The sequence below is a fragment of the Ureibacillus manganicus DSM 26584 genome (genome assembly GCF_000772945.1).
Classification (GTDB): Bacteria; Bacillota; Bacilli; order Bacillales_A; family Planococcaceae; genus Ureibacillus; species Ureibacillus manganicus.
Genome location: NZ_JPVN01000004.1, coordinates 105,088 through 119,875 on the forward strand (window position 1 = coordinate 105,088; position 14,788 = coordinate 119,875).

12 protein-coding genes are annotated in these 14,788 nt (G+C 34.9%); 6 read left to right on the top strand and 6 right to left on the bottom strand.

What is annotated here, in order from left to right; translation table 11 throughout:
* Positions 1-87: 87 nt before the first annotated feature.
* Together tatA and tatC are read right to left on the bottom strand one after the other, a co-directional pair.
* Positions 88-306, bottom strand: a complete 219-nt coding sequence (gene tatA / locus CD29_RS04310) for a twin-arginine translocase TatA/TatE family subunit (RefSeq protein ID WP_036183294.1) — start codon at positions 304-306, stop codon at positions 88-90.
* Positions 307-338: 32 nt separating this feature from the next.
* Positions 339-1,097 (bottom strand): twin-arginine translocase subunit TatC, encoded by a 759-nt coding sequence (gene tatC / locus CD29_RS04315; RefSeq protein ID WP_036183297.1) that lies wholly within the window; start codon positions 1,095-1,097, stop codon positions 339-341.
* A gap of 136 nt (positions 1,098-1,233) precedes the next feature.
* On the opposite strand from tatC, the gene CD29_RS04320 reads away from it, so the two are divergent.
* The 6 genes from CD29_RS04320 (at position 1,234) to pgeF (ending at position 9,302) form a co-directional block, all read left to right on the top strand.
* Positions 1,234-2,040: a gluconate 2-dehydrogenase subunit 3 family protein gene (locus CD29_RS04320; protein WP_036183300.1), complete on the top strand. Its 807-nt coding sequence runs from the start codon at positions 1,234-1,236 to the stop codon at positions 2,038-2,040.
* Between the two features lie 14 nt (positions 2,041-2,054).
* Entirely contained in the window at positions 2,055-3,794 is a 1,740-nt protein-coding gene (locus CD29_RS04325) for a GMC family oxidoreductase (RefSeq protein WP_036183302.1), read from the top strand.
* Between the two features lie 301 nt (positions 3,795-4,095).
* Positions 4,096-5,478, top strand: a complete 1,383-nt coding sequence (locus CD29_RS04330) for an amino acid permease (protein WP_036183305.1) — start codon at positions 4,096-4,098, stop codon at positions 5,476-5,478.
* Between the two features lie 140 nt (positions 5,479-5,618).
* Positions 5,619-6,740: a M20 metallopeptidase family protein gene (locus tag CD29_RS04335; RefSeq protein ID WP_036183307.1), complete on the top strand. Its 1,122-nt coding sequence runs from the start codon at positions 5,619-5,621 to the stop codon at positions 6,738-6,740.
* 70 nt (positions 6,741-6,810) lie between these two features.
* A complete protein-coding gene (gene nagZ / locus CD29_RS04340) occupies positions 6,811-8,493 on the top strand; it encodes a beta-N-acetylhexosaminidase (protein WP_235801774.1) in 1,683 nt (560 codons plus the stop codon).
* A gap of 50 nt (positions 8,494-8,543) precedes the next feature.
* On the top strand, positions 8,544-9,302 hold the full coding sequence (pgeF, locus tag CD29_RS04345) for a peptidoglycan editing factor PgeF (protein WP_036183309.1): 759 nt from the start codon (positions 8,544-8,546) through the stop codon (positions 9,300-9,302).
* 117 nt (positions 9,303-9,419) lie between these two features.
* Here pgeF and CD29_RS04350 read toward each other — a convergent pair whose 3' ends face one another.
* The 4 genes from CD29_RS04350 to CD29_RS04365 are packed head-to-tail and all read right to left on the bottom strand — an operon-like array spanning position 9,420 to position 14,445.
* On the bottom strand, positions 9,420-10,091 hold the full coding sequence (locus CD29_RS04350; protein ID WP_036183311.1) for an ABC transporter ATP-binding protein: 672 nt from the start codon (positions 10,089-10,091) through the stop codon (positions 9,420-9,422).
* The gene (locus tag CD29_RS04355) at positions 10,084-11,196 is read right to left on the bottom strand and encodes an ABC transporter permease (RefSeq protein WP_169716151.1); all 1,113 of its coding nucleotides are present in this window, start codon (positions 11,194-11,196) and stop codon (positions 10,084-10,086) included. Before CD29_RS04355 ends, CD29_RS04350 begins: the two co-directional genes overlap by 8 nt.
* Before the next feature lie 20 nt (positions 11,197-11,216).
* Positions 11,217-12,440: an ABC transporter permease gene (locus tag CD29_RS04360; protein ID WP_036183314.1), complete on the bottom strand. Its 1,224-nt coding sequence runs from the start codon at positions 12,438-12,440 to the stop codon at positions 11,217-11,219.
* Positions 12,441-12,459: 19 nt separating this feature from the next.
* Entirely contained in the window at positions 12,460-14,445 is a 1,986-nt protein-coding gene (locus CD29_RS04365; RefSeq protein WP_036183316.1) for a proline-rich domain-containing protein, read from the bottom strand.
* Between the last annotated feature and the right edge of the window lie 343 nt (positions 14,446-14,788).

The following is a 14,788-nucleotide window of genomic DNA, read 5'->3' on the forward strand; positions in this document are numbered from 1 at the left end:
AAAATAAAACCTAAGCATAATGCAAAATAGTGCCCTGAGTGTAGAAATCACTCGGCACTATTTTTGCTTTCTTCTATTAAATTCTGTCTAGTTTATATTTGTAGTTTTCTCTTTATTCGTTTCCTTTGAATCCTCAATCTTAAAGTCATCCGCAACATCATCTACAATATTTTTTGTTGATGATTTAAATTCCCTCAACGTTTCACCAACCGCTCTTCCCAATTGAGGTAGTTTTTTAGGTCCAAAAATAATTAGAGCAATCACTAAAATAATAATTAACCCGGATATTCCTATATTCGGCATCATATTTCCCCCTTATTTATATTAAAAGTACTTTGTTACCCATTATGATTAACAACTTCTTTATTCATTTCTTTTGCTTGTTGCCTTTTCACAGACCAGCTAGAAACTAAAATACTAATCTCAAACAATGATAATAAAGGAATAATAATTAAAAAGTCCGAGATAAAATCAGGCGGTGATATGGAAACACCTACGACAATTAAGATGAAATATGCAACTTTTCTCATTTTCCGAAGTTTTGTAGGATTAACAATTCCTAGATTTGTTAAAAACAAAATAACAACCGGTAATTCAAATACAACTCCTATAGGAATCGTTAAATTAAATAACAGTGTGAAATATTGATTAATCCCATAAGTCTCAGTTGCGCCAATAGATGTATTAATCGAGGATAAAAAATCTAGCATCAGTGGAAATAGAATGAAGTAGCTAAATCCTAAACCTGTTAGAAACAACAAAAATGAAACTGGAACAAAGGCTATCGTATTTTTAGCTTCTTGATCTGTTAGACCCGGTTTAACAAAAAGCCAGATTTGAAGTAATGCAACCGGTAATGTGAAAAGAAGCGCCAGGATAAAAGCACATTTCAAGTAAATCAGGATACCATCTGTGTAGCCGAACAAATTCCAATCAACACCCATAGCAGATGGCTGTTCCTTTAATATATTTAATAGAGTAGGAGCCCACCAAAATCCAACTGCAATTGCAATGGTAAATGTAATAGCAACAATAATTAATCTCTTTCTTAATTCCTCAAGATGTTCAATAACTGTTTGGTCCTGCTTTTGCCTCATTTTCTATCACCCACTTTAAGTAAATAGGATTATCAAACTCCTAAAAAAATGAAATATATTATACTCCATTAAATGAATGAAAGCGCTTTTATATTCATACATTGATAAAAATTTTACAAAGTGTTTTTTGACATGTATGTCTGAAGAACAAAAAAAGGATCCAATTTTAGAGAAACCTACAAGTAGAAGGGAATTCCTCAAAAACTCTGGTTTAACAGTTGGGGGTCTAGTTCTGGGGGGAGCTTTAGGGGGGACTTTTTTAAGTAAAACGGAAACGGTTACAAAAGAAGTTGAAGTACAAGTACCTGTAGAGGTTGAGGTGGAAGTACCAGCGGCGGGTGGAGAAACTCACTCTCACGAAACGCATGTAACTCATAACTACTCTGATGCCCTTCTATTCTTTACTAGATTAGAAGACTTTCTTGCATTAAGTGCTGCAACGGAGGTCATTTACCCAGAGGATGAACATGGACCTGGAGCCATTAAACTAGGTGCTCCATTTTATATTGATAAACAACTCGCTTCGCCTTGGGGAAGAAATACAGATGATTATATGGTTAGACCGTTTAAACCAGGCGAGTCACCTTTAACAAGAGGTGAAATTGTTTTACAAGGTGTTCGAAAAATTAATGAAACTGCACAAAGTAAACATCAAAAATTATTTAAAGACTTAACAGAAGAAGAACAAATTGCGATATTAAAAGAATTTGAAGCTGGTAATGTTCCCCTGGAATTAACAACATCTGCAGCATTCTTTGGATTACTTCGCACTTTAACCATTGAAGGATGTTTCTGTGATCCGGTGCATGGTGGAAACAAAAACATGGAAGGTTGGATAATGGCAGAGTTTCCAGGTGCGATTATGTCCCATATTGATGTAATTGAGAAAAAAGAATTTGTTGTGAAAAAACCACAAAGTTTAAGTAACCATATTCATATATGATTAGGAGGTAAAGAATGGCTAATAAACTGCCAAAAGTAGACGTTGTAACAATTGGTGTTGGTTGGATGGGCGGAATAGTTGCATCTGAACTAACAAAAGCTGGTTTTAATGTTGTAGGTCTTGATAAAGGTAAAGAAAAAAATATTAAAGATTATCAGTTAACACATGATCAAATTCGTTATCCAAATAGAGGAGAAGGTTTAGAGAAATTAACATCTGAAAGTTATACGTATCGAAACACATTAAACCAAGAAGCAAGGCCTATTCGTGATAAAACACGTGCTGTGATTGGAGAAGGGATAGGCGGTGGAGGTAGTCATTGGGGAGCTCAAACACACCGTTATTATCCATATGATTTTGAAATTCGAACTAAAACAATTGAAAGATATGGTGAAGAAAAAATTCCAGAAAACATGACAATTCAGGACTGGGGAATTGTGTATGATGAATTAGAACCGTATTTCGATAAGTTTGAAAAAATGGCTGGCATTTCTGGAGAACCTGATCCAAATTATCCTGACCGCTCAAATCCATACCCGAATCCACCATTGAAGAAAAATGAAGGATTAAGAATTTTCGAAGCCGCAACGAAAAAGTTAGGATACAAACCATTTATGATACCAACTGGTACAGTTTCGCAAACGTATACAAATCCAGATGGAGAGCAATTAAATGCCTGTCAATATTGCGCATTCTGTGGGAGTAACTATTGTGAGTACGGGGCAAAGGCGGATCCTGTATTAACGGTAATACCTACCGCACAAAAAACTGGGAAGTTTGACCTCCGTACACATGCGAAAGTAACACGTATTTTGCATAGTGATGGAAAAGCTACTGGGGTTATTTATGTTGATACACGTACAGGTGAAGAATTTGAACAACCAGCTGATTTAGTTGTGTTATCGAGTTATGTATTTAATAATACAAGATTACTTTTGTTATCAGGGATCGGAGAACCGTATAATCCAGTAACTGGAACTGGTGTGATTGGAAAGAACTTTACAGACCACCATGGAATTACGATTAGTTATGGATTATTTGACGAAATGAAATTCAATAATTATGCAGCAACAGGAGCTTATGGGATGGCAGTAACAGAGTTTACAGGAGACTTATTTGACCATACCAATTTAAATTTTTTGCATGGGGGACAAATTGAACAACGTGTAGTAGGTCCGAATCCAATGGGGACAATCACACCTCCTGGTACACCAGGTTGGGGTAAAGAATATAAGAAAATATCCTTATTTTATACTTATCGTGGACTAATGTTATTCAGTCAAAAAGCAACATTACCATACAAAGATTATTATTTAGATTTAGATCCAACTTACAAAGACGAAAGCGGAGATCCGTTAATTCGCATGACATGGGATTATTCTGATAATGATCGTGAAATTCATAAATTCATTCAAGAAAAACATGTAGAAATATTAAAAGAAATGGGAGCCACTCATATACTACCATTCCCTATGGCTGAACATTTCACTGGTGGTCTTTCATTCCAACATAACGCGGGTGGTGTCATTATGGGAAGTGATCCTAATACATCTGCTGTAAATAAATACTTACAATTGTGGGATATGGATAATTTATTTGTATGTGGTGCAAGTGCATTCCCACACTTTAGCTGCACTAATCCTACAACAACTGCTGCTGCATTAACATATCACGCAGTAGAAGGAATGATCAAATACTTAAAAGAAGGCGGCGGCTTATTAGTTCAAGCCAAAAAAGACAAAACTTTAGCATAACGATTAATAGTGCCTGAGTGTAGAAATCACTCGGCACTATTTTTATTGTTTTAGAATATGTACAGGGTAAAAAGGAAAAGATGAGGACATTAATAACAATGAGGTTGTATATAATTTTTTGATTTTTCGTATTATCAGAATTTTACGATTTTATAATTGAAATTTGAATATAAAGAACTTAAAATTTCGTTAATATTTCATTTTAATATAAAAATTTAGATAGCATACTAATAAGTATTTGACCTTTAGCGCTTTAAAGTATAGAATCGTTACATATTTCAATTAGAATAGGTGTTTTAATTTGAGTAATTTATTTAGGAAAAAGGATGTTTCTCAATTATTAAATGGCAATACAGAAAGATTGCCTCAAACATTAAGTGGGTTTGATTTAGTGATGCTTGGTGTCGGTGCAATTGTCGGAACAGGAATTTTCATACTTCCTGGGACTGTTGCTGCGACTCATTCGGGTCCTGCCATTGTCATCTCATTTATCATCGCTGCCATTGTTTGTGCGCTTGCAGCTATGTGTTATTCAGAATTTTCTTCAACCATTCCAGTAACTGGTAGCGCCTACACTTATGGTTATATCATATTTGGAGAAATCATTGCTTGGTTAGTTGGCTGGGCATTGGTCCTTGAATATGGACTTGCCTCTGCTTCTGTTGCAACAGGATGGTCTGCTTATTTTGTAAACTTATTAGAAGGCTTAAATATATTTATTCCTGAAATGTTTACAGGTCCGTTTGATCCTGAAAATGGGACATTTATCAATCTACCAGCAGTTATTATCGTACTAGCCATTGCGTTTTTACTAACGCGTGGTATCCAGGAATCTACAAAAATTAATAAAATTATGGTTTTCGTAAAAGTTGGTGTCATCCTGCTGTTTGTTTTAGTAGGTATGTTTTATGTTAAACCTGAGAATTGGCAACCTTTCATGCCCTTTGGAATTGAAGGTGTTTTAAGTGGAGCAGCCTTAGTATTCTTTGCTTTCCTAGGCTTTGATGCTGTATCATCTGCTGCTGAAGAAGTAAAAAATCCACAACGCAATATGCCCATTGGTATTATTGGTTCATTATTTATTTGTACACTTCTTTATGTAGCAGTCTCTCTTGTATTAACAGGTATTGTTTCCTATACACAGTTAAATGTGACGGATTCAGTTAGCTATGCTTTACAGTTGGTCAACCAAAACTGGATTTCCGGTATAATTTCTATTGGAGCAGTCACTGGGATGATGACAGTAATTCTCGTTATGATTTTCGGGGGGACAAGACTTTTATATGCTCTAGGTCGCGATGGACTATTACCTAAAATCATGACTCAATTAGATCAAAAGCATAAGACACCAGTTAAGAACACTTGGATTTTTGCAATACTTATTGCTTTTTGTGCAGGTTTTATTCCATTAGGTACTTTAGCAGAACTTGTTAATATGGGAACATTGATTGCATTTATCATCGTATCTATTGGTGTAATTTTCTTAAGAAAAAATAAAAATATGCCTACTAGTGGCTTTAAGGTGCCACTATTCCCTGTCATTCCAATCCTATCGTTTGGAGCATGTGTTTTCTTAATTTTGCAATTGGCTATTAGCACATGGATTGCGTGTGGAATATGGTTTTTAATTGGTCTTGTATTGTATTTTGTGTACGGTAAGCGCCATAGTACTATGAATGAATAATTTTTGTAAATCTCTCATTGGTTAATAAAACCGATGGGGGATTTTTTATTATAAAATAGTCTCTTTCCTTATGTCCGGAATGTTACAATACTAATTGCAGAAAGATTCAGAAATCAAAATAGAAATAAGGAGCAATTTTTATGGAAAAGAAAAATTTAGAGCTAGCCATTCAATTACGTCATGAACTACACGCACATCCTGAACTATCCTACCAAGAAGTTTGGACAAAACAGCATCTGATGAATTTCTTAAAAGAACATACAACTCGTTTAGAAATTGTCGATCAAGGAAAGTACTTTTACGCAGTCTACCGTGCAGGCGAAGGAAAAAGAAATGTAGCATTTCGTGCAGACTTTGATGCTCTTCCTATACCAGAAACAATTGAATTACCATACGGTTCACAAATCCCAGGTGTATCACATAAATGTGGACATGATGGGCATTCCGCATCGTTAGCTGGATTCGCTTTGGAAGTTGACCAAAAAGGTGCAGATCATAATGTCTTCTTCTTATTCCAACACGCTGAGGAGACTGGTCAAGGAGCTATTGAAGCACAAGAATTGATTGATGCTGAGAAAATCGATGAAATTTTTGGCTATCATAATATGTCTGGGTTTCCTGAAGGAATGGTTGGTGTAATTGATGGGACTGCTCATTGTGCTTCTCGCGGAATGTCCATCGAAATGATTGGCTCACCATCCCACGCAAGTGAACCTGAGAATGGAAAAAACCCTTCCTTTGCAATTGCCAAAATTATCGATGCGATTCCTCAGTTTACATCAACTGAAAATAACGAAGGTTTAGTGCTATGCACGATCATTCAAATCGATGTTGGTTCTGAAAATTACGGTATTCAAGCACATACAGGTGCTCTAAGAATGACGATCCGCGCTGAAAAAGAAGTGGAATTAGATCGACTTCAACAAAGCATTGAAGTACTCACTAAAAAATTATGTGAGGAACAAGGAATAGAAGTTAGCTTTAAATATAATGATATTTTCCCTGAAACGGCAAATCATAAAGAAAGCTCAGATAAAATTCGCCAAGTGTGTCAGGACATTGGTCTACCTGTTTATGAATTACCAAGGGCTTACCGTGCATCCGAAGACTACGGTTATTATTTAAAGAAAACCAAAGGCGCATTTTGCTATGTTGGTAATGGAGAAAATTATGCTCCAATCCATACATTCGAATATGACTTCCGTGACGAAAATATAGAAATTGCCGTTGAATTATTTAAAGGTTTGGTAGGGACTAAGTAATCCTTATTGTAACTATTGTCTAGCCCATCCCGTCTAAACAAATACGTAAGACATTGGAGGCTTGGTTATTTTGAAAAAACTAATGTATCTGCTAATTATTCTTGTAATCATCAGTGCAGGTATATATATATTTTTACAATTATACGCAACAAATGATATTAACGAAGGCGATGAGCAACAATCTAAACCTGTGGAAACGAATCACGAAGATATTGCCACAGCTGAAAGCTTTGTTTCTCGTATCGTAACCCTAGCAACTGAAGGCAAAATTATTGATGGCCCTTTTCAAGCAGGTAAATCACAAATGAAAGAGATCAATGATTCATTTGGTGAACCTATAATAACGGATCAAACCGTTCTTGGGGATTACACAACCTATAAGAATGACGTAACAGTTGGCTATCAAAAGTCACTTGCCTTTGATTTACGCTCATATAACGAAACCTTGCAACAGATTCACCTATCTGATATTAGAAATGTACAAGGTGAACCTGATGAAACAAGGTATTACAAAGACGAAAATGTCGATCAAATTATTCTAGCTTATAATATAAATTCAAACTATCAATTAAAATGGATTCTTCCTAATCCTACGGAACAGCAACCAGATCCAGTCGTTCATCATATTTCTGTTTACACCGAACCACCAATCAGTGAAGAAGTATTAACATTACTTCAAAACATGTCACTGGAAGAAAAGATCGGTCAGATGATATTTGCTGGGGTTGATGGTGCAAATTATGATCAAAATGCCGAAAATCTAATCCATCAATATCATGTTGGAGGAATAATCTTCAACAAAAAAAATTTTCTATCAGTTGATCAGACGAATCAATATGTCAATAAAATCAAGTCAGAAAATGCTGCTAAACCATTACCTATATTCTTAGGTGTTGACCAAGAAGGAGGGCGTGTAGCAAAACTGCCTGGCGCTCTAACCCCAATACCACCTAGTTTACAAATTGGGAATGTAGGAAGTTCTGAATTTTCTTATGCTATTGGCAGCCTTCTAGGTAAAGAAGTTAAATCATTTGGTTTTAATATGAACTTTGCACCTGTTTTAGACATTAACAGCAACCCAAATAATCCGGTTATTGGAGATCGTTCTTTTGGAAATACGGCTAACATTGTAAGTAAGCTTGGTATTGAAACGATGAAAGGGATTCAATCTGAAGATGTAATAGCAGTCATTAAACACTTCCCTGGTCATGGGGATACTGCAACAGACTCTCATCTTGAGTTACCCCGAGTAAACAAAACCATAGAGGAGTTAGAGGAGTTGGAACTAGTACCTTTCCGACAAGCGATTCAAGAAGGGGCTGATGTTGTTATGATTGCCCATATTCTATTACCTCAAGTAGACGCGGAGAATCCTTCCTCAATGTCAAAGGCAATCATTTCAGACCTATTACGTAACCAACTTCAATATGACGGCGTTGTTATAACAGATGATATGACAATGGAGGCTATTACAGATCATTATGATATTGGTGCAGCCTCTGTTCAGTCAGTTAAAGCTGGTAGTGACATTATTATGGTTGCTCATGACTATAACAAAGTAACTTCTGCATTTAGGGCCATTCAAAAAGCTGTTGAAAATGGTGAAATCTCAGAAGAACGCATTAACGACAGTGTTGTAAGAATTATTCAACTTAAGGAAAAATATCAACTCAAAGACGATCAAATTGAAAGTGTTGATGTAAACGCACTTAATCAACAAATTCAATCTGTGTTAAATAAACATTACTACTAATATAGGGACATCTGTCTCGTTGTTGTATATAGTAAAGTTAGGTGATGACCATGAATACAAAAATGTATTTTAATAATGAGAAGCTTCTCGCTGGGATTACGTTAAAAAATCCATCAGAGTTAGAATTTAATAATATGGCCCTTCATGTTTGTGAGAATGAAGAAGATATTCTCCATAATCGTTTGGAACTTGCAAATCTGCTTCAGTGCAACATTGAAGATTTTGTTTGTGCAAACCAAACACATAGTGCAAATGTCCATAAAGTAACATTAAAAGATAAAGGCCGTGGTGCTACAAAACAAACCACTGCTATTCCTGATACAGATGCACTTTATACTTATGAACCAAACATTTTGTTATGCTCTTTTACTGCAGACTGCGTGCCTGTAATTTTTCATCATGAAGAAAAAGGGCTCGTTGGTGTAATCCATTCTGGTTGGCAAGGAACCGTAAAGGAAATCACACGAAAAGTCTTCAATCAACTAGTGAATGATGAAGGATGTGATGCTAAAGGATTCCAAGTTATCTTAGGGCCAGCATTAAGTCAAGAAAAATTCGAAGTAGATGAAGATGTCTATCTTCGTTTTAAAGATTTAGGTTATGCAGATGATTTCATGTATTACAACAATGAGTCACATAAATACCATATAGATAATCAAAAAACAGTGAAGAAACAATTGGAACTTGCAGGGATTCCAAGCGAAAATATCACAATAGATGCTACATGTACTTTTTTAACTGAAGTAGGGTTTTCTTACAGACAGGATAAGAAAAGCGGAAGACATTTGAGCTTTATAATGAGAAAATAGACCAAAAATAAAAGGTAGAACCCTAGTCATTGGATTCTACCTTTTCGCTTTGTTGAACCATTATTAACACACTTATTTTCATTGAAGCTTTCATAATTAACCTGCTCTCTATTTGTCCTATAATCTATCTACCTGAACTCCATTGTTCGTTAGTAGATTTGTATAAAACGGATCCTGTCCAATGGCATACACTCGGTCACAAAACGTAGTAATTTCATTCATATCATGGGATGTATATAAAATGATTTTACCTTGCTCTTTCGCTAGCTTGACTAGGTACTTGCCGATTTCATTTTTTGACTTCATATCAATACCGACTGTTGGTTCATCAAGTAGGATTAACATAGGGTCGTGTAGCAAACTGATGGCTATGTTTAACTTGCGTTTCATACCACCCGACAATGATTTAACTGGCTCTTTCCACTGCTCTAGCTGCATATTAAGACAAAGCTGTCGGCATTCCTCTTTTGTTCGCTTTTTCCAAGATAGTTTCGAAAAAAATAACATATTTTGTTCAACAGTGAATTCTTCCCACAGGGAGAGTTCTTGCGGAACATAACCTACGATTTTACGAATATCTTCTACTTTTCTTCCATAGATATAATCGCCCAATTGCACTGTACCTTTAGTGGCTTTTGTTATTGTAGCTAGAATATTTAACATCGTTGACTTTCCGGCACCATTTTCTCCAACGAGCCCAACAACTTCCCCTCTATTTAGCAAAAAGGAGACTTGGTTTAATATCTTCTTCTTCCCATAGCTTTTCTCTAAATCTACTACCTTAAGCATGTAACTTGTCTCCCTTCATATACCAAATAAAGAACCAACCTAAAAGGACGACTAACCATACATATGGAATTTGTTCGGTTAATAAGCTCGTTATTGGACTAAGGTATTCTACCCAACTCCAATAATTCTTTAGCCCATCAATTGGGATGATTGCTCCACTTAGAATCATAAAGACTAATGCCAAGCCAAAGGAACCTACATAATACATTAATGATTGTTTAAATAGATTCACAAATAAAAATGCCAGCAAGTTTATAACTAACTCAAACAATAAGAACGATTTCCAAAATGGCAAAGAAATTGGTTCATTTAATAAATTACTTAATAAAAGCAATGATCCCCCATCTATAATCATTTTTCCTACTGTATAAAATACGAAACTAGTAAAAGCAAATCTTTTAAAGCTTGTGGATGTGAATAGCCATCTTATATGTAGCTCTTGCCTCTTTTCTTTTAACACCCAATCGAAAATAAAAAAGGTGGATATTAAACTGAAAAATGCCCATATTCCCCATGTATGGAAAATTGGTAATACTTCACCTTCAGTAGTTTGAATCGGTTGATTCTGGTAAGAAAAACTTGTACCTAACAACTGTCGTGATTCTTGTTTTTCAATACTTGCCTGTACTACTTCTTGCCAATTCCATTCTTCATCCGCACTATATTCTCTAAAAAGGTCTTTTACTTCGTATGCAGCCTTCATTCGAGATACATCATCCTGTACATAGGAAGTGATCAGTTCCTTCACAGCAAAATAAGCGTAGGATCGATTAGAAGAATATGCCTCAATTAATTGACTTCTCTTTCCATCCATTATTATTTTTTCATAACGGTCATGCAAAACAAATACGCTATCTAACTCGTGCTTTTCTAATTCATTTATTGCCTCTCGTTCGTTTAAAAGTATTACGTCTATGTAGGATACTTCTTTCAGTTGGTCGATTAATTGACTTGAAAGCCCTGATTCTTTCCCAACTACAAGGCCAACAGGGATTTTTGAATCTTCTCCCCAAACACCTATAAATTTAACGGTTAGTAGCGTGAATAGGAAAGGGAAAACTAACCAAAAGGTAAGGTTCTTCCAATCTTTCTTAAGCCTTATCATTCTTGTATATAAAATGCCCTTCAACTCACCCACCTCTCTTTAACAAAGGTCGATATCCATAATATGATAAAGCCAATAATTGTCGTGATTGTTAAGGAAGTATATTCCGCATAGTTCCTACCTTCTAAAGCTATATCAGTGATCCAATTAAATGTCTCATGTGAAAAGATGAAGGGTAAATAATCCTGCAAAGAAATTGGCAAATAAATCGACGGAATAATGGAACCACTAGTAATAATTACAGAGAACAAAAATATTACTTGGATAAGAATTGCCATCTTCTTAGTCTTAATCCAAACATCGATGATTGATATCCCGACTAACAGTATGAATCCATAAAGAGTTAAGTAATGTAGCAATCTTAAATAATCAATTATATATAGCTCAAATGTAAAATAGTTCGTTATTGCTATTAACCCAATCAATGCGAGTACAACACTACTAGCAAATGAAACAATAATCCGAGCTAAAATTTTTTGCCAGATCGTAACACCAAATAATTTGAGTCTTATAATCAAAGATATCGATTCATCTTTTCTTAATAATTCATAAAAACCAAACAGCCATATCGTGAAGGCAAGGAACCAACCAGAAAACGTAAAGAAATGGATTGGTGAAGATGTTGCAAGATTTGTAACTGTTTTTTCTTTTACTAATTGATCTTTACCTAAGGTGAAAAGTGTAAATTCCATAAATAGTTCGTATCGATAGGATTGAAATTCCGAGTCAGACATGTTTGTTTTTCTTGCGTAATCATAAACCGTTAATATATTTGCTTGTGCGGATTCTATGTATCTTGTAAAACTTTCGACTAGCTCTTTTACAATAAAGCTATTTGTTGTTTGTTGCGGATTTCCAACGATTGGAATAGTAAGTGATTCCCCATTGTACATACTTTCTGTAAAATGTTTTGGCAAGATGATATATGCGCTAATCCTGTTATCTTCGATTTGCTTCTTTGCTTCTTCTTCATCCATCAGGTTCATTTCAATCGTTCCGTCATGACTAAAGCTAGTCTTTAGGAAGCTACTTATCATTTTCGTTTCTTCTGTTTGATCATCATCTACTAGTGCGACATTTATTTTCGAGTTAGTAGATGTATCTATTAACGATATAACCATAAATGCACCAATTGAAATGATGAAAATAGGAAATACAAAAAGCAGAAGAAGTGATTTCCACTTCTTCTGTAGCTGTCTTAAATATTGATAAATGAAAAATAGTATATTATTAATCTTTCTCAAGGGGTAATCACCCATTCATTTAATAGAGTCCTAACTCAAAGTAGAGGTTCATAGCCCAGCTTTGTGCTGCAGTAAGGAAATCTTCTGTCATGTATCTTTCAATTTCATCTGAACTCATTGACCCAATGTCGACAAGATTATTCGATGGAATATCTACATTTTTAATAAATGATCCTGCCTCATCCACTGTGATTGCAATATCATATTCATACGATCCGATTCCAAATCTATGTTCACCTTCCATTGAATCGCCTTTATACGAAGAATTACCTTCCCAGAAGAGTTCAAATTCATCCCACTCATCTTGGAAATACAATGTACGATAGAATGTACGGTCCCTTCCATTTAAATCTTCCGAACCTTCATAAGTAAATCCTGTTCCATAGTCATCTAACAATGTAACTTCATCATTAAATTTACCATTATTAGAAGATAGATCCCCTGCGAAGTATAAGCTTTCGCCTTCCATCTCTAAAGTATAATCCCATTGTACTTTTTCAGTTGTAAATTGACGAGTTCCCTCTACCTTAAATTCACCAATTTCTAATTCACTTTTAACAACTGTATCTGCATTTACCCATACAGTATAGTTAATGCCTGTTGGAATATCTGTATTTTTAAGCTCTGCAATTGCAGTATCTAAACCTTCATTAATATTAATATCAAAGTCATCTTCAAAAGAACCAGCTGCACCTGTTGCGTTTTTCACTGTTTCAAGAATAATGTCTTCAAATTTCGGGTCGTTTTTAGCCTTTTCAAGTACTTTGACTAATACATCTCTAATTTGATCGCCACTAAGTTCCATTGAAATCTTGTTTGCTTGTAAGTTACTTCCAAATACATTTACGTCCTCAGAAGCTTCTTTAAATGCCTCTTGTGGAATTGAGTTATAGAAGAATAATAAATATTCTTTTACTAAGTAATCCTGATTTTCTTTTGAAAATACGTTTTTACCCATCCAATCAGATAGGCCAAGTGTTTCTGTACCTTCATAATAAGGATCTAAAGATTTCATAAAGTTACCGAAGTCTTCATCTTTCAATTGAAGAATATCGTCCGTGAATGGGAAGCCAAACATTAACTCTTTTGTTGTAATATAAGCTGAAAGATTATCGATTTTAACTCCATTTACATCTGCACCTAAATCTGCCTTCAAAACTTGCTTATTAGGATCCATTTGAACACCTAGTGTCAGTGAGGAGTTACTTAATATTTCTGCAACCATTTCATCTTCATAACTATAGAACTCTCCATCAACGGATGCTCCGACTTGATATGTATATTCGGTTGGTGTTGTTTCTGCTTTTTTAGCCCATTCTAGTTCTGGTTGGTAACGACTTTCAAATGCTTTATTTAGTTGGCCCCATGAGTTTAATTCAGCAAGTAATAGTCGATCTTTCGGTGTTTTTTGCATATTGAAGAATGCAAATACACCACCACCAACTAATAATAATGCAAAAATAGCACTGATAATTGTTACAGTTAATTTTTTCGATTTTGGCTTCTTCGGTTTTGGGTTTTGGTTAGCAAATTGGTTTGGATTGCCATATTGATTTTGTTGGTTTCCAAACTGGTTTGGTTGATTTCCGTATTGATTTTGCTGCCCAAACTGGTTTGGTTGATTTCCATATTGGTTTTGCTGCCCAAACTGGTTTGGTTGATTTCCATATTGATTTTGATTCACAAATTGATTTGGAGTTTGACCTTGGTATTGATTTTGATTTGGATTCCAATATTTGTCCTGATCATTATATTGGCCAGGATTTTGATTTGGATTTACATTTTGGTCTTGATTTGGGTACTGATTAGAGTTCGCATATTGATTTTGATTTGGGTACTGATTGGGGTTCACGTATTGGTTTTGGTGATCAAACTGATTTGAATTTCCAAATTGGTTTTGGTTTTGGTTTCCGTAATAATTGGAATTTATGTTTCCATCATTATTTGAATTCGACCCTTGATTTGGATTTTCATTTTGGTTTGGATTTTGATTATCCTCGTTCATTTAAATCCTCCTTAATGTTTTTACCATTCATACTCTTAACAATTACACCTTGGCATGATTTTATCGAGATTCACAATAAAATCATTATAAATATCTGTAGCATCCACTTGAGGTATATTAACTTCAGTTATACTGTGCTTTTTTTCCACGAAATGTTTTCGTTAATGTAGTTGAGTAAATGTATATTAATAGTTTACTAGTTTGAAGTTAATTGAATAATCCCCCGTATCATTATAAAGGTAATTCCAAAAAAATGGAACGTTTCCAGTGTAAACAAATATTTACACTTAAGTAAAAGTTTAATATATTATCGTTCGAGTTTATATAGGAAAAATTTAGGATA

Excerpts from the sequence above, each read along its gene's own strand:
- CD29_RS04325 (WP_036183302.1), top strand. The coding sequence starts at position 2,055 with ATGGCTAATAAACTGCCAAAAGTAGACGTTGTAACAATTGGTGTTGGT.
- pgeF (WP_036183309.1), top strand. The coding sequence starts at position 8,544 with ATGAATACAAAAATGTATTTTAATAATGAGAAGCTTCTCGCTGGGATT.
- tatC (WP_036183297.1), bottom strand. The coding sequence starts at position 1,097 with ATGAGGCAAAAGCAGGACCAAACAGTTATTGAACATCTTGAGGAATTA.
- CD29_RS04350 (WP_036183311.1), bottom strand. The coding sequence starts at position 10,091 with ATGCTTAAGGTAGTAGATTTAGAGAAAAGCTATGGGAAGAAGAAGATA.
- CD29_RS04365 (WP_036183316.1), bottom strand. The coding sequence starts at position 14,445 with ATGAACGAGGATAATCAAAATCCAAACCAAAATGAAAATCCAAATCAA.
- tatA (WP_036183294.1), bottom strand. The coding sequence starts at position 306 with ATGATGCCGAATATAGGAATATCCGGGTTAATTATTATTTTAGTGATT.
- CD29_RS04335 (WP_036183307.1), top strand. The coding sequence starts at position 5,619 with ATGGAAAAGAAAAATTTAGAGCTAGCCATTCAATTACGTCATGAACTA.
- CD29_RS04320 (WP_036183300.1), top strand. The coding sequence starts at position 1,234 with ATGTCTGAAGAACAAAAAAAGGATCCAATTTTAGAGAAACCTACAAGT.
- CD29_RS04355 (WP_169716151.1), bottom strand. The coding sequence starts at position 11,196 with ATGATAAGGCTTAAGAAAGATTGGAAGAACCTTACCTTTTGGTTAGTT.